Origin of the sequence: Sphingobacterium zeae (assembly GCF_030818895.1) — a bacterium.
GTDB classification, from domain to species: domain Bacteria; phylum Bacteroidota; class Bacteroidia; order Sphingobacteriales; family Sphingobacteriaceae; genus Sphingobacterium; species Sphingobacterium zeae.
Genome location: NZ_JAUTBA010000001.1, coordinates 3259542 through 3283451, shown reverse-complemented (window position 1 = coordinate 3283451; position 23910 = coordinate 3259542). Strand labels below are relative to the sequence as shown.

Annotated in this window: 27 protein-coding genes and 1 tRNA gene; 9 read left to right on the top strand and 19 right to left on the bottom strand. The window is 38.7% G+C overall.

What is annotated here, in order from left to right:
- Positions 1-25: 25 nt before the first annotated feature.
- The 5 genes from QE382_RS13765 to QE382_RS13745 all read left to right on the top strand — a co-directional run bounded on the left by QE382_RS13765 (position 26) and on the right by QE382_RS13745 (position 4739).
- Complete coding sequence (locus QE382_RS13765; RefSeq protein ID WP_307186404.1) at positions 26-517, top strand: Fur family transcriptional regulator; 492 nt, start codon at positions 26-28, stop codon at positions 515-517.
- Positions 518-644: 127 nt separating this feature from the next.
- Positions 645-1922, top strand: a complete 1278-nt coding sequence (locus QE382_RS13760; RefSeq protein ID WP_307186403.1) for an adenylosuccinate synthase — start codon at positions 645-647, stop codon at positions 1920-1922.
- A 3-nt stretch (positions 1923-1925) separates the two neighbouring features.
- Positions 1926-3212, top strand: a complete 1287-nt coding sequence (locus QE382_RS13755) for an anthranilate synthase component I family protein (RefSeq protein WP_307186402.1) — start codon at positions 1926-1928, stop codon at positions 3210-3212.
- Positions 3213-3273: 61 nt separating this feature from the next.
- Complete coding sequence (locus QE382_RS13750) at positions 3274-3939, top strand: TatD family hydrolase (RefSeq protein ID WP_307186401.1); 666 nt, start codon at positions 3274-3276, stop codon at positions 3937-3939.
- 74 nt (positions 3940-4013) lie between these two features.
- The gene (locus QE382_RS13745) at positions 4014-4739 is read left to right on the top strand and encodes a tRNA threonylcarbamoyladenosine dehydratase (protein ID WP_293957436.1); all 726 of its coding nucleotides are present in this window, start codon (positions 4014-4016) and stop codon (positions 4737-4739) included.
- 75 nt (positions 4740-4814) lie between these two features.
- Here QE382_RS13745 and QE382_RS13740 read toward each other — a convergent pair whose 3' ends face one another.
- Entirely contained in the window at positions 4815-5327 is a 513-nt protein-coding gene (locus QE382_RS13740) for a BON domain-containing protein (RefSeq protein WP_307186400.1), read from the bottom strand.
- Positions 5328-5401: 74 nt separating this feature from the next.
- Entirely contained in the window at positions 5402-5872 is a 471-nt protein-coding gene (locus QE382_RS13735; protein WP_307186399.1) for a hypothetical protein, read from the bottom strand.
- Between the two features lie 144 nt (positions 5873-6016).
- On the opposite strand from QE382_RS13735, the gene QE382_RS13730 reads away from it, so the two are divergent.
- Positions 6017-6107, top strand: a tRNA-Ser gene (locus QE382_RS13730).
- 226 nt (positions 6108-6333) lie between these two features.
- Here QE382_RS13730 and QE382_RS13725 read toward each other — a convergent pair.
- The 6 genes from QE382_RS13725 to QE382_RS13700 all read right to left on the bottom strand — a co-directional run bounded on the left by QE382_RS13725 (position 6334) and on the right by QE382_RS13700 (position 11965).
- Positions 6334-7962, bottom strand: coding sequence for a sensor histidine kinase (locus QE382_RS13725; RefSeq protein WP_307186398.1), 1629 nt, complete (start codon positions 7960-7962; stop codon positions 6334-6336).
- Positions 7963-8114: 152 nt separating this feature from the next.
- The gene (locus QE382_RS13720; protein WP_307186397.1) at positions 8115-8651 is read right to left on the bottom strand and encodes a hypothetical protein; all 537 of its coding nucleotides are present in this window, start codon (positions 8649-8651) and stop codon (positions 8115-8117) included.
- An 87-nt stretch (positions 8652-8738) separates the two neighbouring features.
- A complete protein-coding gene (locus tag QE382_RS13715; RefSeq protein WP_307186396.1) occupies positions 8739-9239 on the bottom strand; it encodes a GNAT family N-acetyltransferase in 501 nt (166 codons plus the stop codon).
- Between the two features lie 36 nt (positions 9240-9275).
- Complete coding sequence (locus QE382_RS13710; RefSeq protein ID WP_307186395.1) at positions 9276-10955, bottom strand: tetratricopeptide repeat protein; 1680 nt, start codon at positions 10953-10955, stop codon at positions 9276-9278.
- 55 nt (positions 10956-11010) lie between these two features.
- Entirely contained in the window at positions 11011-11520 is a 510-nt protein-coding gene (locus QE382_RS13705; RefSeq protein ID WP_293883427.1) for a hypothetical protein, read from the bottom strand.
- The gene (locus QE382_RS13700; protein ID WP_293883424.1) at positions 11507-11965 is read right to left on the bottom strand and encodes a hypothetical protein; all 459 of its coding nucleotides are present in this window, start codon (positions 11963-11965) and stop codon (positions 11507-11509) included. Before QE382_RS13700 ends, QE382_RS13705 begins: the two co-directional genes overlap by 14 nt.
- A gap of 211 nt (positions 11966-12176) precedes the next feature.
- Here QE382_RS13700 and QE382_RS13695 point away from each other — a divergent pair, with 211 nt between their 5' ends.
- Both QE382_RS13695 and QE382_RS13690 read left to right on the top strand, forming a co-directional pair.
- On the top strand, positions 12177-14180 hold the full coding sequence (locus tag QE382_RS13695) for a sensor histidine kinase (RefSeq protein WP_307186394.1): 2004 nt from the start codon (positions 12177-12179) through the stop codon (positions 14178-14180).
- A 2-nt stretch (positions 14181-14182) separates the two neighbouring features.
- Positions 14183-14926: a LytR/AlgR family response regulator transcription factor gene (locus tag QE382_RS13690; RefSeq protein WP_307186393.1), complete on the top strand. Its 744-nt coding sequence runs from the start codon at positions 14183-14185 to the stop codon at positions 14924-14926.
- Between the two features lie 158 nt (positions 14927-15084).
- On the opposite strand, the gene QE382_RS13685 is transcribed toward QE382_RS13690, so the two are convergent.
- Positions 15085-15579 carry a VOC family protein gene (locus QE382_RS13685; RefSeq protein WP_307186392.1) on the bottom strand — a complete coding sequence of 165 codons (495 nt, stop codon included), beginning with the start codon at positions 15577-15579 and terminating at the stop codon, positions 15085-15087.
- A gap of 77 nt (positions 15580-15656) precedes the next feature.
- Positions 15657-16532, bottom strand: coding sequence for an AraC family transcriptional regulator (locus QE382_RS13680; RefSeq protein ID WP_307186391.1), 876 nt, complete (start codon positions 16530-16532; stop codon positions 15657-15659).
- A 218-nt stretch (positions 16533-16750) separates the two neighbouring features.
- On the opposite strand from QE382_RS13680, the gene QE382_RS13675 reads away from it, so the two are divergent.
- On the top strand, positions 16751-17278 hold the full coding sequence (locus QE382_RS13675; RefSeq protein ID WP_307186390.1) for a DUF4468 domain-containing protein: 528 nt from the start codon (positions 16751-16753) through the stop codon (positions 17276-17278).
- A gap of 65 nt (positions 17279-17343) precedes the next feature.
- On the opposite strand, the gene QE382_RS13670 is transcribed toward QE382_RS13675, so the two are convergent.
- The 9 genes from QE382_RS13670 to QE382_RS13630 all read right to left on the bottom strand — a co-directional run bounded on the left by QE382_RS13670 (position 17344) and on the right by QE382_RS13630 (position 23903).
- On the bottom strand, positions 17344-17613 hold the full coding sequence (locus tag QE382_RS13670) for a hypothetical protein (RefSeq protein ID WP_307186389.1): 270 nt from the start codon (positions 17611-17613) through the stop codon (positions 17344-17346).
- A gap of 69 nt (positions 17614-17682) precedes the next feature.
- Complete coding sequence (locus tag QE382_RS13665; protein WP_307186388.1) at positions 17683-18003, bottom strand: PD-(D/E)XK nuclease family transposase; 321 nt, start codon at positions 18001-18003, stop codon at positions 17683-17685.
- 123 nt (positions 18004-18126) lie between these two features.
- Positions 18127-18918 carry a hypothetical protein gene (locus tag QE382_RS13660; RefSeq protein WP_307186387.1) on the bottom strand — a complete coding sequence of 264 codons (792 nt, stop codon included), beginning with the start codon at positions 18916-18918 and terminating at the stop codon, positions 18127-18129.
- Positions 18919-19492: 574 nt separating this feature from the next.
- The gene (locus QE382_RS13655) at positions 19493-20560 is read right to left on the bottom strand and encodes an NAD(P)H-dependent flavin oxidoreductase (RefSeq protein WP_307186386.1); all 1068 of its coding nucleotides are present in this window, start codon (positions 20558-20560) and stop codon (positions 19493-19495) included.
- A 10-nt stretch (positions 20561-20570) separates the two neighbouring features.
- Positions 20571-21092, bottom strand: coding sequence for a YceI family protein (locus QE382_RS13650; RefSeq protein ID WP_307186385.1), 522 nt, complete (start codon positions 21090-21092; stop codon positions 20571-20573).
- An 89-nt stretch (positions 21093-21181) separates the two neighbouring features.
- Entirely contained in the window at positions 21182-21754 is a 573-nt protein-coding gene (locus QE382_RS13645; RefSeq protein ID WP_307186384.1) for a Crp/Fnr family transcriptional regulator, read from the bottom strand.
- 90 nt (positions 21755-21844) lie between these two features.
- Complete coding sequence (locus QE382_RS13640; RefSeq protein ID WP_307186383.1) at positions 21845-22531, bottom strand: hypothetical protein; 687 nt, start codon at positions 22529-22531, stop codon at positions 21845-21847.
- A gap of 167 nt (positions 22532-22698) precedes the next feature.
- Complete coding sequence (locus QE382_RS13635; protein WP_307186382.1) at positions 22699-23136, bottom strand: DoxX family protein; 438 nt, start codon at positions 23134-23136, stop codon at positions 22699-22701.
- A gap of 119 nt (positions 23137-23255) precedes the next feature.
- Positions 23256-23903, bottom strand: coding sequence for an NAD(P)-dependent oxidoreductase (locus QE382_RS13630; protein WP_307186381.1), 648 nt, complete (start codon positions 23901-23903; stop codon positions 23256-23258).
- Positions 23904-23910: the final 7 nt, after the last annotated feature.

Below are 23910 nucleotides of genomic sequence, written 5' to 3'. Positions count from 1 at the left end.
AAATTTGTACAAGAATATTTTTACTATGAATCAAGCTGAAAATTTTGCAACTGTAAAAAAAATCTTCGAGGCCTACTTAGAAAACAAAAATCTAAGAAAAACACCAGAGCGCTATGCGATCCTGGAAGAGATTTATTCACGTACCGACCACTTTGATGTAGAGTCTTTATATATTCATATGAAGAACAAAAAATACCGTGTCAGTCGTGCTACAGTTTATAATACCCTAGAACTTTTGGTGTCTTGCGACCTGGTTACAAAGCACCAGTTTGGCAGGAACATGGCGCAATTTGAAAAATCTTATGGTTTCAAACAGCACGATCACGTGATCTGCATTGAGTGCAATAAGGTTGTTGAGTTTTGTGATCCCCGTATCAACCAAATTCAGAGCCTGATGGGAGATCTTTTAAAATTTGACATTAAGCACCACTCGCTCAATTTGTATGGTGTGTGTCAAGACTGTCAACTTAAGAACAAAAAAGATGAGGCTGTAGTGCACACAGCTATTTCAAATTAATCTTATATTTTCTTAAATATAATAGTACATTTGTTCAGGAATGTTCAGGAGAAAAATTCCTGAACATTTTATTTTTAAATAGAGTCTATTTTTATTAATAACATTTAATTACTATACTTTAAAAGCTATGCAAGTTGATGTGCTTTTGGGCTTACAATGGGGTGACGAGGGTAAAGGTAAAATCGTAGACGTATTTTGTCCAAAATACGATTTGATCGCTCGTTTCCAAGGCGGCCCTAACGCCGGACACACGTTGGAATTCGATAACAAGAAATTCGTACTCAACACAATTCCATCTGGTATCTTCAATGAAGGTACACTAAATCTTATAGGTAATGGTGTCGTTATCGATCCGATTATCTTAAAAAGAGAGTTAGACAATCTAAAGACAGCTGGTTTTGATCCGGTGGGTAAAGGCAATTTGGTACTAGCGCGCAAAGCACACCTTATTCTGCCGACACACCAATTATTGGATGCTGCCTCAGAATCAAATATGGGTGCAGGAAAAATTGGATCTACGCTAAAAGGTATTGGTCCAACTTACATGGACAAAACCGGTAGAAATGGTTTACGTGTAGGTGATACGACACTTCCTGATTTTCAAGAGCGTTACCAAAAGCTGAAAGAAAAGCATCTGAATATTCTTTCACATTATGGTGATATACCTGATTTTAGTGAAAAGGAACAAGCATTTTTAGATGCTATCGAATTCATTAAGTCTATCCCACATGTCGATTCAGAACATTTGGTGAATCAATATTTGAAAGAAGGTAAACGTGTATTGGCTGAGGGAGCACAAGGTACGTTATTAGACGTTGATTTTGGTTCTTACCCATTCGTTACTTCTTCCAACACCACGACAGCTGGAGCATGTACAGGACTTGGTATCGCGCCAAATAAAATTGGTAAAGTATACGGTATCTTTAAAGCCTACGCTACCCGTGTGGGTGGCGGTCCCTTCCCTACTGAACTTCATGACGAGACCGGTGAAAAGTTACGTCAACTGGGGCATGAATTCGGAGCCACTACAGGCCGCGCCCGCCGTACGGGTTGGATTGATATTCCAGCGTTGAAGTATGCGATTATGTTGAATGGCGTTACAGACTTGATTATGATGAAGGCTGATGTGTTGGATACCTTCGACAAAATCTACGCTTGTACGCACTATAAATATAACGGTGAAGTGATTGATTATATGCCTTATGAGATTATCACACATCAAGCGGAGCCTATTTTAGAAGAAATCGAGGGCTGGAAACAAGATTTGACAGGCATAACGTCTGAAGGAGAAATTCCTGAAGCATTAAAAAATTATATTTCTTATTTAGAGAAAGCTCTTGAAGTGCCGATTACAATCCTATCGGTAGGTCCTGATCGTAAACAAACGTTAGCATTGTCAAAATAAACTATGCGGATCGAAAGTTTTGATCTTCTCGATTCTAAAGATAAATTTCATCAAAAAGCCCTGCACTGGTCGGGGCAATTTGATGAAATTTCTTTCTTTAATAGTAATGGGATGTCCGATCAATGGGGCAAATTTGAGCAAATATTAGCCGTCAAGGCGTTGTTTTCGTTCCGTGCCAATAAAAATGTATTTGACGGGCTCGATGCTTTTTTGAAATTACATCGATCTGAATTTATACCTGGATTTCTTTCCTACGACCTTAAGAATGAGATTGAAGAATTACAGACCACAGGGATGGATCAGCTCGAGTTTCCAGAAGCTTATTTTTTTGTGCCCGCCATTACGCTTCGATGGACTGCTGAGCAGGTACATATAGAAGCAGAGAATCCTGTTGAAATTTACCAAGCTATTTCTGATACGCAGATTCCTGAGGCATTTCCAATGGCGTTGGAGGTAAAATCGCGCTGGACGAAAAGAGCATATCTGAATGCTTTTGAAAATGTACAGGCACATATTCAGCGTGGGGACATCTATGAAGTAAATCTTTGTCAGGAATTTTTTGCTGAAAATGTTGATGTTTCCCCTGTTGAACTTTATCATCGATTGAATACCATATCGCCTACTCCTTTCAGTGCATTTTTTAAGGTTGGACATCATTTTATCATGAGTGCTTCGCCAGAGCGATTTTTAGCGAAGCGACTCGGAAAGCTGATTTCACAACCTATTAAAGGGACGGCAAAAAGGGGGGCAAATCCACGAGAAGACCAACAGATTATAGCGGATATGTTGAGATCTAAGAAAGAGATTGCTGAAAACGTAATGATCGTCGACTTGGTTCGCAATGATCTGACAAGAAGTGCGTTGCCTGGAACAGTTGAAGCTACACGGCTTTTTGAAATCCAGTCTTTTGAGCAAGTGCATCAGATGATTTCGACCATTACCTGCATGCAGTCGCCACAGGTCGCTAACGTGGATGTCTTTCGGAATACCTTCCCAGCAGGCTCCATGACAGGGGCTCCTAAAATTGCTGCGATGCAGATATGTGATCAAGTTGAAGCTCGGAAGCGCGGCATCTATGCAGGATCTATCGGTTACTTTGATACTGTTCGCGATGAATTCGATTTCAACGTCGTTATTCGTTCATTGCTTTACAATGCAAAAACACAATACCTGTCTTTTCATACTGGTGGAGCGGTGACCAACCAGGCCGTTGCGGAACAAGAATATCAAGAATGTCTTTTGAAGGCGTCTGCGATCCTGAAGGCCTTAGGGGCTAGCTTGAAGGAATAAAACTATACTAATTTTGTAGGGAATATTTTTTGCTTCAAGTATTTTTTCGACCTTTGTGCCGTTGGCAACACAGATTCCCTATATCGATATTCATACGCATCGGAATTATCCGGTCGAATCGGATGCGGTTTATTCTATAAAGAATATCGCATTGAACCATTCCGAGCGTATTACTCAGGCGGATTGTTCAATCGGTCTACACCCCTGGTATATCGATGGGGATGCACAACGCGAATTAGAGCTGATGGAGGATGCGTCAGGCCTGTCGCAGGTTTTAGCCATAGGTGAATGCGGTATGGACAAAACTATAAGCATTTCTCTCAACGAACAGCAAGTGGTTTTTGATCAGCAGGTTTGCATAGCCAAGAAATATCAGAAACCATTGATCATCCACTGTGTACGCGCTTTTCAAGAGGTTATAGCCAGTTTAAAGAGCGCAAATTTCAAAGGTCCTGTTGTTTTTCATGGCTACCGTAAAAATGAGACCTTGGCGGAACAATTGGTCGATCAAGGTTATTATTTATCCATTGGCAAACATTGTTTAAATGGAAGCCAGGATAAAGTTTTGATAGATGTCCCACTGAGGCATTTATTTTTAGAAACCGATACCGATCGGACCGTAGAAATTGCGGCAATTTATCGCTATGTGGCACAAGTTAGATCAATTGAATTGGATGAATTAAAAGAGATTTTGTACCACAATTACAAAGCAGTATTTAATAGATGAACCAGCTTACTTTGGTTATTCCTTTTGGACAGAAGATAGTCGGGCATCATGATGATATAAAACAGATTAAATAGATGAAAGATTTAAGTTGGCTGTCACGTACCGAAGCGCTGATTGGTAGAGCGGCGGTCGAGAAATTAGCGAATTCACATGTGATGATTTTGGGTTTAGGCGGTGTAGGATCATTTGCTGCGGAATTTATATGCCGCGCAGGTGTCGGGAAGATGACCATTATTGATGGCGACACAGTAGATCCATCCAACCGTAATAGACAACTTCCAGCCTTAGCGACCAATCATGGCGAAGCGAAAGCGGAAATTATGCGTCAACGATTGTTAGCGATCAATCCTGAATTGGATCTGACGGTGATACAGGATTTTATCATCCCGGAAAAGATACCTGCATTATTAGAACTGGCACCAGACTACTGTGTGGAAGCCATTGATAGTATTACGCCGAAGCTATTTTTTATTCGAAGAGCGTTGGAAGCGAATATTCCTTTTGTCAGTTCAATGGGTGCAGGAGGTAAAGTGGATCCCACTAAAATAAAAATTGCAGATATCGGTAAGTCTTATAACTGTAAATTGGCCCAGCATATTCGTAAGAAATTGCGCAAACATGGTATTCGGGATGGCGTTAAAGTAGCCTTCTCAACCGAGTTGCCAAATAAGGATTCTTTGCTATATACCGATGGGAGTAATTTTAAGAAATCAGCTTATGGTACCATGTCGTATCTGCCTGCTGCGTTTGGTGGGGCAATTGCATCGGTTGCGATACGCGATTTGATCGAAAATGTTTAACTTAGTAACAGAATAAACATATGAACAAGAGATAAAGCTCCCTATTGCAAGATGGGGAGCTTATCTTTTTAAATCTTAACGGCTAATCACACCTTTCATATCAATGCCTTTCGGTTTGATATGTTCCAATCGTTTCTTCAGTGTATCTATTTTTGACTTTTCAAGGTTACCAGTCGCAACAATAATTCCCTCTTTCACTTGCGCTGTAATCGTCGGAAAATCTGCCAGAACCAAGTTGACATCTCTTGTCAAAGTAGAATCCACCGCCCCACCAATAATTTCATGATATTTCTCACGCGCATCTTCAGGCTCAGGTAGGTTTACCACGATATTGTTATGGATGGATTTTATATTTTCCCCACCTGCCATCTTCGTTTTGTCTTCTATGTTCTGTTTAAGCGAGTCGGAACCTATCTGTCCATCCAGGGTAACATTTCCTTCCTCCACATTTACCTCGATACCAGGCGTAGTTTCTAAGGCCGCCTGGATTGTTGATTTAAGTTTTTCGTCCGATTCGGGCGATCTACAAGCTTGAATAAAGGATAAAGCTCCAACTGATAGGGTTAAAAGTAATTTATTTAGTTTCATGTCATTCGTCATATCTGTACTTTATAAGAACAGATGAAGCGCACTATTGTTTAATATTTCAGCTTTTTGGATACCTAATAAATTGCGCTCACTTTTTGGTCGATGTTGTTAAATACAAAACTATCTCCTATTTTCTTCCCGATAAGTAGCTGTCCGATGGGCGCTAGCGGCGAGATGATGAAAATATTACTATCTCCTATTTTCACTGCTCCAATACTTGTTGCGATAAAGTAAAGGCCAACATTGGTTTGAACGAGGGTCCCTACTCGAGCAACGTCGGTGTCACTATTCAATGCAGCTTCTATATGGAGGAGTTGTTGTAAATCTTTATTCGCTTCGAGAAGTTGCTTTTGGTAGCGATTGATATCCTGTTGAATCATTTCACGTGATGTTTCATATTTGTCTCCAGCGCTACTTTTGGTGTCGTCGGTACTCGAATCCCTTGCTGTCTCCAAAGCAGATGCTATCATGGAAATACGATCTTCGGTGCGTTTTAGGGCTGTATCGAGAAGTTCACGTTTGATGTCGAAATAATTATTTGTCATCCCGAAAAATAAGCAATAAGTTTTATTCCAAAAAAAATAAAAACAATACGCTTAGTGTCAATAGCATATAATAAATCGACCGGTAAATAGTACGAATAAAGTTGCAATAACTTAAAAATTTGCTACATTTGTGCACTGAAACACGGAAAGGTGTCAGAGTGGTCGAATGAGCAGTCCTGGAAAGACTGTATACGGGATGACTGTATCGAGGGTTCGAATCCCTCCCTTTCCGCCAAATTGTAAAAATGCCACGAATAATCGCTATTCGTGGCATTTTTGTTTTTAGCACTATAAACTACGCGCTGGAAGCGGCTTTGCTCGATAAGAAGATCTCATTTATTGATTGGTTTGTAAAAGGCATACCTTAATTCAAAAAAAAGGCAAAAAAGATAGCTGATAATCCTTATAAATTTAAGAAAAAGCATATTGTGCCTCAGCTCCTATTTAAAAATATAAATTTATTAGGCTGATGCCAGAGCGACAGGCAATCTAAACCAAAATGTGGTACCAACATCCTCATTGCTCTGCATACCTATTTGCCCGTTATGTCTTTCAATGATTTCCTTGCAAATATAAAGCCCCATACCGAATCCTTTTTTATTTTTCATGGCATCACTTTCAACTCTGAAAAATCGGTCAAAAATGAATGGACGATATTTTAAGGGTATTCCCATTCCCTGATCCTTCACACTTAGGGTAACAAACCCAGCTTGTATGCAGCAGTTCACGGTAATCACAGATTCATCGGGAGAATACTTTACAGCATTATTAATGAAATTGACCACCACTTGTTCAATCTTATTTCGATCTGCCTCTATAATGCATATTTCAGCGGGTTCAAAAATAATCTTGTGAGAAGTAATCTTCTCCAAGGAATCAATTTCTGTATCATTTATCAGATTGGCGAGGTCGAACTTAGACTTTTCCAGCATGATTTTTCCTTCGCCAAGACGAGCCACATCCAGAAATCCATTGATTAAAGTTTCCATCCTCTTTACCTGGCTGTCGATTTTAGACATCTTATCCGATAAGAATCCATCTTCGGCTTTCTTAGCTAATCTGTTAACCAGATCAGCATAAGCTTTTATGGCTGTTAATGGATTCCGCAATTCATGACTGACCATTCCGACAATATCCGTGCGACGCTGTTCATCAAGTTTTCTTTCGGTAATATCAGCAATTGTCCCGGATAAATATGAAATATTTGGACTTTCCATATCTTGATAGCTTTGCACATTTGCACACAGCCACTTTATTTTTTTATCATGGAAACCAATAATTGGAAACTCAAATTCGGTCGGTTCAACTTTTGAAAAGGATGAATATATACTATCGATGACTTGCTGCCGATGCGACTCTGCAATCTGATTTACAGCATCCTCGCAGGACATCGGTTCATCGGCATTGAAATCAAAGAGCTCTTTCATTCTGGGCGATGGAGATAGTTGTCTGTTATGGAAGTCCATTTGCCAGGTCGCGAGATTGGCTGCAGATATAGCTGCCTTCAGACGCTTCTCACTTTCTTTTAATCTCTCTTCAGTTGCTTTTAATTTAATATTGCTTTCCATAAGATTTTTGTTGGCTAACAGCAACTTTTTATTATTCTTACGGAGCAATAATTTGTCGATGACCTGGTTGCCAATCGTCCGAAGTGCTTTCTGCTGACTTTCATTTAAAATTTTCGGCTTATTATCAATCACGCATAGTGAGCCTAAAGCATATCCATCGCTGTCCAAAAGTGGAATTCCTGCATAGAAACGGATATCAGGACTTCCTGTAACCAGCGGATTATCTTGAAAACGCTGATCATTTTGAGCATCTTCAACCTGCATGAGGTGCGCTGGATTCTGTATTGCATGCGAACAGAACGAATGGCAACGGTCAGTTTGTCTCTCATCCAGACCGTGATGAGATTTAAACCATTGTCTATCTTTATCGACAAAGCTTATCAGCGAAATCGGCGTATCACAGATTGCTGCAGCCAATTGGGTGAGATCATCAAAATCACCTTCTGCGTCTGTATCGAGGATATCATAAGAATGGAGAGCTTCCAGCCTTTTTTGCTCATTGAAAGATGTAAGATCAGCCATAATTATATTGCGAGATTATCAAAATTAACTGCACAAATGTAGCTTTTTATTTATGATATTTAGGCGATGTCCTTTTGGAAAGAGACTATTAAGATTGATGGCGGTAGCCGCAAAATTGAAAAAGGCTAGAATATTAGGGAAAATTGAAATTTTTAAAGACTATTTTCAACTTCAAATTGCTTCTTTATACGATTCCTTTTATCATCCGCTTCGTAAACTAACTGATATAAGCGTTGTTTATCCAAAGCAAGTTTATATCTTTCATCGATGGCAATCCTGAATTTCTTTTCGTTTTTTTCCTGCTCTATTTTCTTTTGCTGCTCAACTTCTTTTTTCGAGAAGAGATATAGCTTTTTAAGCGCCGTATAATAATCAATCTCAGCTTGCTGGAGCTCTTTACCTTTTTTTATACCCACAACATTTACATTTTTTAAATCTTTAAGGATAACATTGAAAGCTGTTTCCTGTTGATCGACAACTAATAGGGCTCTGTCATAATCACCTTCGATCAAATAGTTCAGTTTAGCAGATTCCATACCTTTTTCGCCAATCAAAATAGCAGTTGTCTGACCCTCCTTCTCGTCTATAATTTTTTTCAATTGAATGGCCTGTTTATTCTTTATGCATCCACAAAGCAATACAAACGATAAAACTGTAAACGAAACTATGCCCAATTTTTTTAAAGCCATACAAATGAAGTTGGTTTTTTAAAGATACTTACACATTATTTTCTAACAATTACCATACCTAAGCACTTGGCTGATTGCTTACAAAGCCTAAATACTCGTAGGTTCTTCACAACGAAGCATCCATATTGAACAAGCATGATGTCCAGAATTCCCTAATGGCTTTTGAAGTAATCTGAAGCCCATATTTTGATACATTTTTATCGCATTTGAAAACTCTGGAAAGCTCTCAAGATAGATTTTATTGTAGCCTAGACGCTTTGCGCTTTCTATACTTTTATTCATTAACGCTTTACCAAGCCCCATCCCCCTGAACACTGGATTGAGGTAGAACTTAACCAGCTCTGCGCAGTAGGGCGGCAATCCAGCGGTGGGATAAATCCCGCAACAGCCCGCTAGGACGCCATCTACCTCACCTACCCAAAGCACGGCGTCTTCTTTGCTAAAAAGTGCATATAAGTCTGAAGTGGTAGGATCGGAATAAACAGTCCCTTCTTTTGGTGCGTTGTGCTCTTCAAAAACAGCTCTGATAAGTTTTGAAAGCGCATCGTTGTCCGATTTTTCTATTTTCCTGATGATTGCATTCTCCATAAGCGATAGTAAATTTATAAAACTGAAATTTTGCTATTATCCGAAAAATTTTCTAAAAAAGCCTGGCTCTTTGGCGTTTGCCCGTGCGATTTTTAAGTTATCTTCTGCGATACGATTATAGCAAAGTTCAAGCGAAATTTGAAGGTTTTTCACTGCCTCTGTATAGTGTCCGATATCAATCAGCGATGTACCGATATGTTCATATAGTTCTGCCGCGATGTCATCTGTAATTTCTTGCTGCTCCGGCAGCATGGAGATTGCTAATGTACCGTAATGCACAGTTTTTTCATTTTCTGTCAAGTGGTATGCACTGTGTACGGCCCAGTAATAACACCAAAAATCTGTGTTGCCATGCCCAATGCTCTGCTCAAAACTTTTAAGAGCTGATTCACTATCTTTCATATGCACTTCTAAAACATATCCTCGGTTGTACAATGCAACCTGAACAGATCTTGCCATTCCTTTTTCTAGCCCGAAATGTACTGCCTGATTATAACACTCCAACGCCTTTTCCCATTGTTTATCCCTTAAAAACGATTCTCCTCTGCTTATCATCAAACTCGGATTGTCAGGCATATTTTCCAGTAAGGAGTCAGCCTGTTCGGAATCCGCCGAATTATCAACATCTAAGCCAAGCATTGACGCAGCTTTGGATTTCGATATGTAAAAATTGGTCACACAGCGTACAATTTCCTCATCTTGAAGGATCGGGTCACTTGGATTTACCGATTGGTAGTATTCAAGTCCTTGGTCGGCCCAGTACAGCATTTCCTTGTATTGACCCATATCCGAGTGACTAAGACATATCCCATCAATAGTGCTAATTATGGTAATAACGTCCATTTCTTCAACATATTCTTGCAAAAGCTCTTCACCATCCATAATGGCATTTTTGGGCATACCAGCGCACATATAAATGTACATTCTATTGAGAAGAATCACCATAAATTTGCTTTGCGCTATGCCCTCGTTGACAATGGTGACAGCATCTTGATATGCTTCTTTGAAATTGAGTTCCCGAGCAAGATTATTACAGCACATGGCGAAGGTATGTGGATCGTAATTAAGACTGTTTGTCTGCTCGGTAAAAACTACGGTTCTAAAAAGTTGATAAGCTTGGGTGTACAATTCTATTTTTAGTTCGGTGAGTCGTAGGTTCTCGACTTCGGACATTCCGGCATATTGCCTGAGAACATAATCGATTTCAACCCCGGCGTTGTATAATTCCATAGCTGATTGCGAATCCACAGAAGGACGAAGTTGCGAAAAATCCGGATAGGCATTGTGTCTATTCATTATTCGGAAGATGCGGACCTCTAACACCGGAGACGATCGTAATTGACAGGATCTTTCGTAATAATGCAAAGCCCCATCCCAGTCTTCAAGCCAGTACAACGCAGATCCAGCATTCCGGCAACAGTGGTAATGGTGAGGATCAATTTTAAGCCCACCAATAGCCCAGTCTAAGCATTTTTCTAAAGCTATCTCCCTGTTGGATTCAAATATTTCATTATAGTCGAGTGCTATAAGACCCAATATGGCACATAGATTAGGGTCAATGCTTGCCTTATTGAGGTTATCGATATGGTAAAATAATTCATGAAGTTCCTCCAAATTATGGGGAAGAGCATAGCCGTCCAGCCAAAATTTCGCTGCCACGGCATAATTGTCTTCGGCAAGTGCTTTTAATGCGTGCTGATGCAATGTATCTTTCATTATTTTGTTTAATTGTTTTTAAATTCAGAGAAACTGACAACCATATAGTTCGATTCTAACCTACGGGCAATTGCCGCATTTCATGGAGCTTTGCTAAAATAGCGCTCTCGTATGCTGATTCATTTGCGGATTTTTTTCTTCCCTCCCTAAAGTCTTCACTGATCCTATAACTTTTTACCAGATGATTATTTTTTGCCCCAATGGCATAGTGCCAATAGCTTCCGGTGGTGCTGGTGAAAATGACCATTTCTTCAAATGCCATGATCTTTTTTGTAGGAAATAACGGCTTTTTCCTATATACAATTCGGTCTTCTTGATCAAACATGTAGCAGATTTCGGCGCGTATGAAAATATCATAAAGGCTATGTAGAATGAGATATGGACCGAGCACAACAAGAAGAATGGCCATTCCCCGGTTGATATCATGAAAAAAGATAATGGATAGTAAAACCAGTGATAAAACAACAACAAGTGTCCAAACTGATAGCTTAACGCTTTGGCGATTGGGCGTAAAACTAAATAGTTTACCACTGTCAACGATTTTATACATGCTAATTTCCGACATAAGGACGTGTTATTTCTTCGATATCATTTAAAATATCCTGCATACCACGTTTTGACAGGCCCTGTGCAACAATGGCAAATTTCTCCTCACCTTTTGAAAAATAGCGTACATTGAGTGATGTATTGACGGGTATAAAGATGTAGATCAACCTACTCATCTGGTAATGGGCAATATCTGAAAATGGAATGCATGTCTCTGCTTTTAAACCTCTTTTGATAAACAAAGCTTTTGCATCTAAATCAATCACCATGCGCTCTGTATAAATGGATAAAAAACATAGTGCCGCGAAGATTCCAAAAATCCACATCATCGCTGCATTATTAGATGTGTATCCGAACCAGGCCAAAACTGTAAGACCAGCGACAATCAATATACCGAATCCATACTGCCGTTTAAGTATATAACGGTTACCCTCTTTCTTAAAATTTTTAATTGTATTTTCCATATTAATCAAGTTTTACGCCGTTTACGTTTATTTCGCTGATGTGTTTTTGTCAGTTAAGCAGATCAATATTACTATTTTAAAGCGATCGATTCCAAGGGGTAATTTGTATCTGGACGTTTTTACTTGTTGTTTGGTAGATTTGAGCCCCTATACGAAAAACTAACCCAATGATTTAATAGCTATATTTGAAAAAAAAATATTGCAGCATTTTATGGATCACCTACATTTCACCAAACGCTATTTTTTCCATGCAATATTAATTCCGTTGATGGTATTCAACGCTTCACTGAAAGCCCAGGACTCAAAAATAGAATCATTGGCATCCCAGGGATACTCGTACAGATTTACGGATAGTGCGAAAGCGAAACAAATGCTCAATAACGCGCTCTTATTGGCCAGGAAATCAAATTCTAAAAAAGATGAAGCAATCTGTCTTGCCTTTTTGGCATTAACTTATCGAAGACTGAATAGCCCAAAGGAATTTAATAACTATGCCGAGCAAGCCTACAAAATTTCCTCACAAACAAATGATGAGCGGGCAAAGGCTTACGCGTATATGGTTATGGGAAACCTCAAGTCCTATTTCGATGAAAATACAGCCGCGCTGAATTACCAGCTTCAAGCCAATACACTTTTTGAAAAGCATAAAAATTATGCGCTATGCGCTCAGATATGCGCCGATATTTCTTATAGCTTTTCCTTAAGTTCGGATGATCGGGTCGAAAAATATGTGCGCGAAGCGATGAAACATGCGCAACAATCTTCAAATGCTGAAAGCATACTACACGCCCGATTGGCAATGGGCTCTTACCTGACAGGGTTGACAGATAAACACGCAGATAACATTTCCTTATGGGAGAACTCTGTACAATTTTTAAAGCAGACTGCAGACTACGCTTCTGTGAACAACAATAGGATACCGAGTAAGAGTAACATTGCTATTTCTCATCTTAATCTTGCGGCACTGTTGATACGACGGCCAAAGCTGATGGATGGCATGTTATTTACACGGCAATTGGATACGGCCATTGCCATAAGCAAAAAATACAATGTGAAGGTTACTTACCGAAACAGTCTGGGATTGCGTGGAAAATATTTATTGTATCAGGGGGAATATAGCAGAGCAAAGAAAATGTTTCTGGAAGGAATTGCTTACCAGCTTCGGCTACCGTATAAAGACCATGAAATATTAGCCCAGTTTTATGCCAGCCTCAAGGAAGTCGCCGCTAGCGAAAAAGATTATTCTTCTTATTATCGTTATGACCAGTCCTTTAGCAAATATAATCGCCTTACCTACGACGAAACCATGCAGCGGAATTTACAGCTTGCGGAAATAAAATTTGAATCGGCTGAAAAAATTCGTAAAATAAAGCAGTTAGAGAATGAAAAATTGCTTCAGGAAAAAAATAAGAATCTGGGCTATGTAATTTCCCTGATCTTGCTGGTTATTGTTATTTTTATTTTCATTTCTTTTTACTATAGAAAACGATTTTACCAGAAGCAAGCGGATAACTTGAAACAGCAGCAAATAAATGATCAACTCAAGCTCAACCTGCTGGAAAAGGACAGTCTTGAAAACCTATTGGCGAAGCTTTCGCTGGAACGACGGTTTCTTCAGTCTCAGATGGACCCTCATTTTATTTTTAATTGCCTTGCGAATATTCAGAGCATTATCCTGAAAGATGACCGTACAAAAGCGCTCACCTATCTGAATAAATTTGCACGGCTAACCAGAGAGACCTTGTATCATTCCAGAAAAGAATCAGTAACCTTGCAGGAGGAGACCGCAAACTTGAAAAGTTACATTGAACTGCAACAACTGAGGCTTAACCATTCGTTTGATTATAGCATCGAATTTGCAGACGACATCAATATGGACGAAAAAATACCACCCCTGCTCATACAACCTTTGGTGGAAAATGCGATCGAACACGGGCTAAAACCTTTGTCACATCGGAAAGGAAACTTGGTTATAACATTTACAAAAAAATCAATGGAGCAGGTATTGATTTGTGTTATCAAAGATAATGGAATTGGAATGGAGGCTTCTCAAACAGGAAAACAAAAAAACAAACATGATCCATTGGCCATAAAAATAATAGATGAAAGACTGGCACTCTATGCAAAGAATGACTCAGGCGAGCGTATACCTCATTTTACCTCCCAAAGCTCTGGTGATGGATGCACAATCACGATCAATATTCCAATCGTATAAAAATGTATAAAGCAGTTATTATAGAAGATGAATATCATCTAAGAGAGGCCCTTTCTATCCTTCTTGAAATGGTGGCGTCCGAACAAATCCAGGTGATCGGTTACGCGGAAGGGCTGCCGGAAGCCGTCAAAATTATTGACCGTTTAAAGCCAGACCTGGTTTTTATGGATATCATGCTAAAAAACGGGACCGGTTTTGATGTTCTTGAACAGATTAGTCATAAGAATTTCCATCTTGTTTTTACTACTGCGTATGAGGAGCATGCGATAAAGGCATTCAAATTTAATGCTATCGACTATCTTCTGAAACCAATAGACCATCATGAGTTAAGAGAGACGCTTTATCGTATAGCAGGCAAAAAATCTGAATATATGGATTTTCAACATGTTATTCCTCCTTCTTCGAGTATCGCAAAAAAGCATGATAGAATAGTGCTTCCCACCATAGAGGCTATGCATGTTGTGCAGCTCAAAAACATCATCAGGTGTGAAACCTCGGGTTCCTATACAACATTTATTCTCAAGAACGGGCAGCACATAATTGTTTCCAAACCATTGAAATATTACGAAGATATCCTTATTTCACCCAATTTTATACGCGTACATCAGTCGCATTTAATAAATACAGATTTCGTGACTAGCTTTTCTAAGGATGGGATTATCATGATGCTAAACAATGATACCATTCCCATATCGCGAGCAAACAGAGAATATTTCTTTAGAATCATGAAAAACGAAGAGCATTAGACTTCACCGCAGGTAAAGATCCAAAATGCATAACCGCAAAATGATCCCTGCTGCAGGTGAAGTCAATAAAGCTCTTTATCAATCATAATGATGAACACCAACAGCTTGCCCCATCTGGCGCAGCATACACCTCAGGATCATTCACCTCAATATCCTCCTCACGGATTATATACTCCATTAAACAGTACAACTCTCCACCCGTCTGGATCTTCATAAGTGACACTTTTATCTTTCCAGTACGGATTTTCAGGTTCGACGCCACCAATTCCCGCATTCTTTAAACGCTCATTTGCGCGTTTATAATCGTCTTCATTATCGTAGTAAAAAACGAGTAGGTTTTCCTTTGTTGGTTCGGGTAAAGGAGCCTTTTCCGCTTGCTGGGTAAACTCCAGATGATAGGTTTTGTCAGGCATACCCAACATCACGCCATCGTAACCCAAATGATCTTCAAATTTGCCGATTATTTCCATACCGAGCATTTGATTATAGAATTTAACTACTTCATCCAAATTGTTGGTAGGCCGTGCTATTCTGAATTGTACCGCTTTCATCTTGTTATTTCCATTTGAAATTTGTTTATCTAGCTGCTGAGTGCAGGATGCAGCAAAAGCTAAAGCAGTAGCAGATGCCATTGTTATCACTAATTTCTTCATAAATTTGCTTTAATTTCCTCGAACAAATTTCTAAATGAAAACAGATTAAAACAATTACGGAAGTTCCGATTATGTTGTCAATTTTTCGGTTTTTCACGGTAGTGTATGGGAGAAACACCTTTTACGGATTTGAAAAAACGGGAAAAAGAGGACGCGGAAGTAAAACCCAGTTTATCAGAAATGTTTTTTACGGAAAGCGTCGCATATTTTAAGAGCAATTCGGCTTCGAGCATGATCCTGTTTTGAATAAGAGCGAGAGCAGATATGCCGGTCTGATTTTTCACGCACTCGCTTAGATATTTTGACGACAGATACATGAGGTCTGCATATTCCTTCACGGTTTTGTACTGATGAAAATTTCTATCTACGAGTTTTCTGAATGCATACATAACTTGGTACTGCCGATTAATTAACTTATCCGAATTTAATAGACACAATTCACAGACTCTGTTATAGTCATATAAAATCTGCAGAATATACAGCCTGGACACTTCAAGACAAAAAGGTGCCTGACTTTCTGTCTCGTCCCTTATCTTCGCGAATTTATAAGAGAAATCCAGAAATTTCGTTTCTTCCAGATCAAAAATGGGAGGATAATCTGGATTGATCAGCAGCAGCTCTTCCATAACTTCACTTTTTACAAATCCTTTCTTGATAAAGTCGGATTTAAAAAACAAAAAATCAGCTACAAAAGTTTTAGCAAAGGTTTTAATGGAAAAAAGTGTTTGTGGCGGAATGATGGATATGGTAGATGTACTTATTGAAAAATCGTGGTGCCCAACAGTGACATTACATTCCCCCCGATGGCATAAAATGACCAGGTAAAAATTTAACTTGACGGCGTCAATAACATACTGATAGTCCTTTAAACTGATTACACAACAATTGACCTCATCTGCATCAATTTGCAGGATACCAAAATATTCGCTTAAAAAATCTTCTATAGAAATCATACCGGGCACCCTATATCTTTTTCATCGTTTCAAAGTAACTAAGGTAAGAAAATAATAAAATGCACACTAATGTCTCATCGGCGCGCCAGCTACTTTTAATTCTCCAACCATTTAATTTTGAATTTTCTTTACAAACAAGTACATTGCAAAAAGAATTGATGGAATTAAAGATCTTTTTGTAAAGTTGACTTATTTAATTCCCTTTAAAACAATTGAATATGAAAAATTACATCCTTATCGGAATATTTTTGCTTCTGTTTACAAATTTAGCATTTTCACAATATTTTACTCTAGCGCCAACAGGTTTCGTTTCAAAAGAGAATCTAGATTATACCGTAGTAGAAGTTCCTGGCGCTAAACAGCAAGAACTTTACGACAATGTATTAAAGTCGATCAATAGCTTATATTCCAATCCCAAAGAAGGCTTGACTTTGGTTCCCGGGCAAGCGATAACTTTAGCAGCCTACCAACAAAGAGGACTTAAAACATCCGCTATCGCTTACTACGATGTCGATTACACCTTGTCTTTTTTGTTTAAAGATGGAAAAATAAGAATCAACAGTCCAACTTTCAGTGCTCAAATTATGAACTACAACGGCACTTGGAATAAAATGGATGTGAAAAAATTTTATTTCAAAGGCAACGGTAACCCCAAAAAAGAGAAAAGGCATCAATTCGTAAACGCGTACTTTAATGGGCTGATTAAATCCATTCTTGAAAAATCCGCCAATATCGATAATTGGTAAGTCATGTATTAACGCAAAGTTGGAAATAAAATGATTGATGGTTTTAGCCTGGTGCGAGAGAGGTTTCACTTATAGCACGCTAGCACCGATGTACTAGAGTTTTCGACCTCTTCGGCAGAAAGTGTTGTGCCCTTAGCAATATCAGCTATAGGTAGCCCCATTTCCTTGAATGCCTTAGCAGTGTTAAGCGCTTTTCTACGCTCTCCTTCTGCTAAACCTTTAGCTTTACCCTCTGCTAGGCCTTTAGCGTGACCCAAGGCTTCTCCGGATTTTTTGGCCGAATTAAATACGCTCTCAGTATCACGCTTATGTTTTAAACTTGCTTCGTATAACATTAGCTCCTCCTCCGTTAATTTACCTATCTCTCCTATCTAAATGATATTTTATCGAAAAATGATGGCAATCTATCCATGGTACTCAAATGTTTGAGTAAGTACAACCACTGCTTTGGTCAATTTGCCACACAGTGCCACATCATAGAAATAAGGACGCTCTGTGACACGTGATATACCAGAACTTCTATTTCTATCCATGTCAAACTCCAAAATACCAATAAAGTAAACCTCTGGTAGGTAATAATCACTATCCTTCATACCTCGTGCTAATTGTTTATTGATGAGACTTGAGGTATAGTACACTGCACGGTCCTTAAAAAATTCTTGAAAGAAGCTGCTGCATCTCAATGATGAAAACCTCACTTCGTTACAGACACTGGTCGGTTTCACTTTAAAGGTTTATTCAAGATAAAAAGTTATCTTAAGCAAACAAATGAGATAATGCCGCAGAATTGAGCTCCTTATGTAATCTTCCGATCAGTCAATAAGTTAAGCATGACGTTGGATTTCAGCTTATTTTTTTGTTAATATAAGAGCTAAATCCTGTTTTGCAAGCAAATGTCCTTTATTGACAATGTTACTCTTGAGATATAGAAAACGCTGATTGCTATGAGCGAGTTCGCCAATGATTACCTTAATAGATTTTATATCCAATTCTCCCATTTCTGCAGGAACTACTTTATTTGGATCTGAAATTAATTGTCCGTCTTTCTTAACTTCTTCGAGCTGCCAGGAGTAACCTACCCATGGCCCTGCAACCAATGTTGTCCTTTTGGCATCCATCGTGATCTGCTCTTTGTATTCCAATACCAGACTATCAACCCTGACCCTCTTGTCTTTTAAATCGAAGACTAGATATTTTAAATAGTCGCCGAAATCTTTCGGTTCAAATTGTAAACTATTTTCCTTACGCACGATCTTGAGTTCAATAACCCCTATTTTGTCTAATTTGACAGATTGGGAGAACTTCATAAAAACAGCATACTCCTCTTCGCTAATACCTAGATTCTCGTGATACGGTATCGGCTCTCCTGGTTTTAATTCCTTCCTTGTTTTATAAAACCAATCTTCATTGGCGGTCACGGCTTGTTTCATTTTCTCAACGATTGCACGTTGCGCTGCGTTGGGACGTGGAACTCCCAACACCGCTGCGGTATAATCGCCCTCGGGAAGCTGTCGCTCAACGAACTGAATTGCCAACGCATTGCTATCCACTCCTGATTGCTTTTGCGAAAAAACATGGAGAGAAAATAGCAATGTAGTTAGCAACGCATATAGACGAAGATATCGGTATAGAAATGTCATGTTAAACCGTTTGGACAGTATTCAAGAGGCCGTAAAACCTGATATGTTATATGCATTACTTTCCGTTCGCTATGGGAGCTATGAGCGAAAAGATGCGCAGTTATTTGAAGGGTGAATCGCACGATTTATTGTCGATCGACATTGATCCTGGCAAAAAAAATGATCCAAGTCTTCCTGAGTAAGCTTTAATCCAAAGTGACTAAGATGTATAAAGCAACTTTACTAATATCCTGTTCAATCTCATCTGAATTAACAAAATAGCCAGTATTAAACTGGCTGCTGATTTGTTTATATAAAGTTGGTTTACCCGAACCATTGGGTTCGGCAAATGCTCTTAACCTTTTTGCTCTAGACTATAGTCGATATGGAACAAAAACAGCTGAAAAAGTGTTCTCTAAGGAAAAATCAAGAAGCCTAAAGATTATGTCGCGAAAAACTATCTAACATTCATATAAACGAATCCCAAATGCCAACATGGAGTATAGAAAAGCCGACCTTTAAAACTCGGCTTTTCTATAATTGATGTAACGAGTAAAAGGTAAGTTTCGGATCGTTTTTAAATTGCACATACTTCTTATCTTTCCATTTCAGCACTAATAGCTGCAATCAGTTTTTCTGCGTCATGATATTGAAGAATAGAGGCCGCCTGACCTGCCCAAAACGACTTCAATTCAGGATCCGATTCGGAATTTGCAGGATACGCCCCCAGTTTACCAACAATTTTTCCCTGCAATGGATAAGGGGCCAAACTATTTTGAAATTCTTTTAACTCCTCTGTCAAGCGGTTTTTCAATCCTCTTGATAATCGTCCTGTAAAAACTTTGGTCAATGTTGTATAGCGGGCTTCTTTTGAAAATAATTTTTCACGATGTATTTTACTTGCTCCAGATTGCCGGGTAGCCAGAAAAGCTGTTCCTATTTGAACAGCGTCGGCACCCAGTGCCATTGCCGCTTTTACCCCACGGGCATCGGCAACACCGCCAGCACCTATGACAGGGATTCTTACGGTATCCGCGACTTGCGGAATAAATGAAAACGTTCCTATTAAACTTTCTTCGGGTTTATCCAGAAATGAAACCCGATGCCCACCTGCATCAAAGCCTGTGGCTACCACGGCATCGACTCCAGCATGTTCTATAGCGATAGCTTCATCTAACGTAGTAGCAGTTCCTATCGTTATGATTCCTAATCGCCGGCATTTCTCCAAAATTGCTTCAGAGGGTATGCCATAAACAAAACTAAAAACCGCTGGTTTTATCTCAAAAATAGCTTCAATCTGCTCTTCAAACTTAGGACTCGCTGGCAAAGGAAATGTCGGTGGTTCTGCACCGACCTCTTCAAAGTATGGCTCCAAAAGTTTGATAACTTGCTGAAACTTGCTTTCATCAAAATCTCCGGCCGTAGCATCTTGATCATTAACCCATAGATTAATGTTAAATGGTTTTGAGGTCAATTTTCTGATGCCTCTAGATATAGAAATTAGTTCGGCAGCATCATACGGCTGTCCACCATAAGAGCCTAATCCGCCCTTATTTGACACTAGTGCTGTAAGATCCTCTGAGGATAGTTTTCCACCAAAGGGACCTTGAACGATGGGTAAATCTATTCCAAGGAGTTTAGTGAATTTTGTTTTTGTCCACATATGAATAAATTTAGCGTTGCCCAACTAATTTGAACTGTAGTACAAACTCATCGTAAATCAATTTGTCGCCCAAATTCGGTATAAACTTTCCGGAGCCATACCGAATATTGTACAATGTCCGGTCAATGTTGATTTCGCCCAATGCATGCAAGAAATCGCTGAATATTTCTACAGTCGCCGTAAAATGAATGGGCTGTGTAATATTCTTAATGGTCAAATCACCACTAATGAAGTAATGCATATTTTCCTTTCTTCCATTGTTGATTTTCATAGAAGCTGTCTTAATTTGATCGACCGAGAAAAAATCATCGTGGTTTAAATGATCAAAAAACTCCTTGTAAATAGATTTGTCAGAAATATCGGTGATTACAATTGAAGTCATGTCAATCTGTATTTCTCCATCGATGATCTGATCGTTTTCAAAAGTCAAAAAACCACTTTTGATTTGAATAGTTCCCGTGTGTAAGCCCAGAATTTTCTTTCCTGTCCAGTTCACAGTGCTGCTTGCTGTTTGAATGTTAAATGTTGTCATTGTGCTTAATTTTTAATTTGACAAAACAAAATTCAGGGTATTCTTTAAAGATATAAAGGACGTACCTCACAAAAAAAATGTGAGGTAGATCAATTGTTTGGCGCGTATAAGCGACTCAGTGTTTCTCTTGTTACACCAAGATAAGCAGCAACAATGTGCTTGGGCAACTTTTGCACCAACGATGGATAGTCTTGTACAAACTTTTCATAACGCTCCTTTGCAGAGCTGCTCAGTAAGGATAGGATCCTGTTTTGCAACGCCACGTTCCTGCGGTTTGTTTTCTTTCTGAAAAAATGTTCGACTTGATGGAATTCGCGGCAGAGCTTTTCTCTGTTTTCATTGCTAAGGCATAGCACTTCGGTATCTTCTAGACAATCAATATTGACTTTTGCGTTCTTATGATAATAATAGGCTTCGTAATCTGTTATCCACCAATCCTGAATAGCGAAAAGAAGAATATGTATTTTACCGATTTCGTCAGTATAATATGATTTCACACAGCCAGAGAGCAAAAAGTAATCATTTAATACGAACTGACCTTCCTGTATGAGGAATTGATGCTTTTTGAATTTCTTAAAGCTAAAATGGCTCAAAATATAATCAAACTCCACATCTGTTATATCGATATAGTTTCGGAGCTGTTCTCGCAAAATTTTACTCATGTCTAAATTTACATTTAAATCTTTCATCATATTGGCTCTACGATGATTAAATTAATAGTTCGCTACAACTTTTTTCCGGCCATTTTTACTTTACTTAAAAAAATAATATTCCATTACACTGAAAAAAATGATCATGGTGATGATGCCTATGGATAAGATCATTGCAATAACCTGCCAGGGTTCCATCCTATTGATGATGCTGTATTTGATTTTTTCGCCTTTTCTTACAAATACACCAAAATTTGGAATAACGTTGGGGTTTATTGCATTCTTGAGCACTTTTGTGTTAAAATTCTGATCTATATATGGCCTTAGATAAGCTATAAATGCATCCAGCTCAGTGATATCTGCTTCGGTGGAAAAAGGAGCGAAGCCAGTGTGGCCGACTCTTATTTTAAGAAGCCTACCGTTAGTTTTAATGGTTAAATAGCGAACACCTTTATTTCCCATATTTTTAATCATCACGATATCAGTCAGATTAAAATCATATACATTATTTCTAAATCTTGCGTTAATAGTTTCTTGTTTACTGATTCTGATGATCCATTGCTTATCGTTTATCTTATTGCTGATGATTTGCAGTAGTGTGATACTTCCTAAAATTGTAATCAGTGCCGCAATAATAATTGGGAAAAGAAAAAATGCATTCGAAAAAATTTGATGGGATAGATACAAGGTTCCAAACATCATAATTAATGCGGGAATAACAAGCCACAAGGAAATCTGTAATTCAGCTTTAGCATCCAGTCCTTGAAATCTAAATTCTTTATTTTCCATTTTTTATACGCTAAATTAACGTTTGTTCCTAATCCGTATCCACTTATCACTTCCGCTTTGTTGCATTTGAATTGCTACTCAAGACCAAATCCATGTTATGAACCTAATTTACTCTGTTTGATACCAACCCGAGGCAAATACTGAGCAGATGTGTACCGAATTGTTTGTTAATAACAAAAAAAGTTCATTAAAAAGCGGTCGAATGAAAATAACCCTCCACCGTCTAACATTAATACGAACAAGATGCATAAAATCAAAACAAAATATTCTATCCCTTCACCGTTTTTTTTACCATACCAATTCATGCTCCACCCGTCTTTAAAATGTACAACTAATGCACCCGACATTACAATAAAGTTACCAAGAGCAGATATTCTTACTAAAAAACCAAAAAGGAGAGAAGCTGCGCCGAGTGTTTGTGCTACGGTCAGCAAAAATACAATAAAATAAGGAACGCCCATTTCAATAGTACCCTGAAAACTTTTTCCGGGACTATTTTTCTTCCATCCTATTTTTTTTAATCCATAAGGCAAAATGATAATACCAGCTACCACTCTTAATATTAATAATGAAATATTAGCTTCTGTATGAATTAAATTTCCCATGATAAAACATCAATAATGAATAAATCAAGATTAATCAAAGGCAGATAGCCTAACCTACCTTTGATAAATATATGCTTCTAGAATTATTCCACCTAGTACTATGAATGATCCGTTGACCATCAATACCCTGCTGTAAATCTAGTTTGATGATGTCGAGGTTTTTCAACTTCGTCTGCAATCACTACAGCGACATCCTCTGCTGAAAGCAAATTTCTTCCGTCCGCGTTCATCACCGGATGGTCTGTTCCCAAACGGTATTGACCGGTTCTGCCGATCGTGATACCTGGGTTCATCTCCAAAGCAGGACTAAAATACGCCCAATCCAAATCTTTCTCCTGTTTGATCGCATCAAAATAAGCTTTTGTTGCTTGAGCTTTCGGGATAAAAGGCAAATCCTGCGGTAAAGTATCCAAGATCGCTACGCCCTCTTCGTTTAGCAAACTTCCACCACCACCCACGATAATATAACGTTTAATACCGGCACTTCTAACTGCTTCCTGAATGGCTAATGAACCTTTCATAAAGTCTTCTGCTAAATTTGGATTATTGGCGTCTGGACTGAACGCATTCACTACTATTTCTACCCCCTCTATGGATGCTGTCAAAGTAGTAATATCTGTGACATCCACTTGTGCAAACTGCAGATTACTTTTATCCGAAGTGTTTTCTTTTCTCGAAATCGCCAAAACCTGATGATTTCTATTTACTAATTCATTTGTGATTCGACTACCCACAAAACCGGTAGCACCGATAACAGCTATTTTCATTTTGCTA

Bases quoted from the DNA above. Each gene is read 5' to 3' on its own strand.
- QE382_RS13765 (WP_307186404.1), top strand. From the start codon at position 26: ATGAATCAAGCTGAAAATTTTGCAACTGTAAAAAAAATCTTCGAGGCC.
- QE382_RS13760 (WP_307186403.1), top strand. From the start codon at position 645: ATGCAAGTTGATGTGCTTTTGGGCTTACAATGGGGTGACGAGGGTAAA.
- QE382_RS13755 (WP_307186402.1), top strand. From the start codon at position 1,926: ATGCGGATCGAAAGTTTTGATCTTCTCGATTCTAAAGATAAATTTCAT.
- QE382_RS13745 (WP_293957436.1), top strand. From the start codon at position 4,014: ATGAAAGATTTAAGTTGGCTGTCACGTACCGAAGCGCTGATTGGTAGA.
- QE382_RS13740 (WP_307186400.1), bottom strand. From the start codon at position 5,327: ATGAAACTAAATAAATTACTTTTAACCCTATCAGTTGGAGCTTTATCC.
- QE382_RS13735 (WP_307186399.1), bottom strand. From the start codon at position 5,872: ATGACAAATAATTATTTCGACATCAAACGTGAACTTCTCGATACAGCC.
- QE382_RS13725 (WP_307186398.1), bottom strand. From the start codon at position 7,962: ATGGCTGATCTTACATCTTTCAATGAGCAAAAAAGGCTGGAAGCTCTC.
- QE382_RS13720 (WP_307186397.1), bottom strand. From the start codon at position 8,651: ATGGCTTTAAAAAAATTGGGCATAGTTTCGTTTACAGTTTTATCGTTT.
- QE382_RS13715 (WP_307186396.1), bottom strand. From the start codon at position 9,239: ATGGAGAATGCAATCATCAGGAAAATAGAAAAATCGGACAACGATGCG.
- QE382_RS13710 (WP_307186395.1), bottom strand. From the start codon at position 10,955: ATGAAAGATACATTGCATCAGCACGCATTAAAAGCACTTGCCGAAGAC.
- QE382_RS13705 (WP_293883427.1), bottom strand. From the start codon at position 11,520: ATGTCGGAAATTAGCATGTATAAAATCGTTGACAGTGGTAAACTATTT.
- QE382_RS13700 (WP_293883424.1), bottom strand. From the start codon at position 11,965: ATGGAAAATACAATTAAAAATTTTAAGAAAGAGGGTAACCGTTATATA.
- QE382_RS13695 (WP_307186394.1), top strand. From the start codon at position 12,177: ATGGATCACCTACATTTCACCAAACGCTATTTTTTCCATGCAATATTA.
- QE382_RS13690 (WP_307186393.1), top strand. From the start codon at position 14,183: ATGTATAAAGCAGTTATTATAGAAGATGAATATCATCTAAGAGAGGCC.
- QE382_RS13685 (WP_307186392.1), bottom strand. From the start codon at position 15,579: ATGAAGAAATTAGTGATAACAATGGCATCTGCTACTGCTTTAGCTTTT.
- QE382_RS13680 (WP_307186391.1), bottom strand. From the start codon at position 16,532: ATGATTTCTATAGAAGATTTTTTAAGCGAATATTTTGGTATCCTGCAA.
- QE382_RS13675 (WP_307186390.1), top strand. From the start codon at position 16,751: ATGAAAAATTACATCCTTATCGGAATATTTTTGCTTCTGTTTACAAAT.
- QE382_RS13670 (WP_307186389.1), bottom strand. From the start codon at position 17,613: ATGTTATACGAAGCAAGTTTAAAACATAAGCGTGATACTGAGAGCGTA.
- QE382_RS13660 (WP_307186387.1), bottom strand. From the start codon at position 18,918: ATGACATTTCTATACCGATATCTTCGTCTATATGCGTTGCTAACTACA.
- QE382_RS13655 (WP_307186386.1), bottom strand. From the start codon at position 20,560: ATGTGGACAAAAACAAAATTCACTAAACTCCTTGGAATAGATTTACCC.
- QE382_RS13650 (WP_307186385.1), bottom strand. From the start codon at position 21,092: ATGACAACATTTAACATTCAAACAGCAAGCAGCACTGTGAACTGGACA.
- QE382_RS13645 (WP_307186384.1), bottom strand. From the start codon at position 21,754: ATGAGTAAAATTTTGCGAGAACAGCTCCGAAACTATATCGATATAACA.
- QE382_RS13640 (WP_307186383.1), bottom strand. From the start codon at position 22,531: ATGGAAAATAAAGAATTTAGATTTCAAGGACTGGATGCTAAAGCTGAA.
- QE382_RS13635 (WP_307186382.1), bottom strand. From the start codon at position 23,136: ATGGGAAATTTAATTCATACAGAAGCTAATATTTCATTATTAATATTA.
- QE382_RS13630 (WP_307186381.1), bottom strand. From the start codon at position 23,903: ATGAAAATAGCTGTTATCGGTGCTACCGGTTTTGTGGGTAGTCGAATC.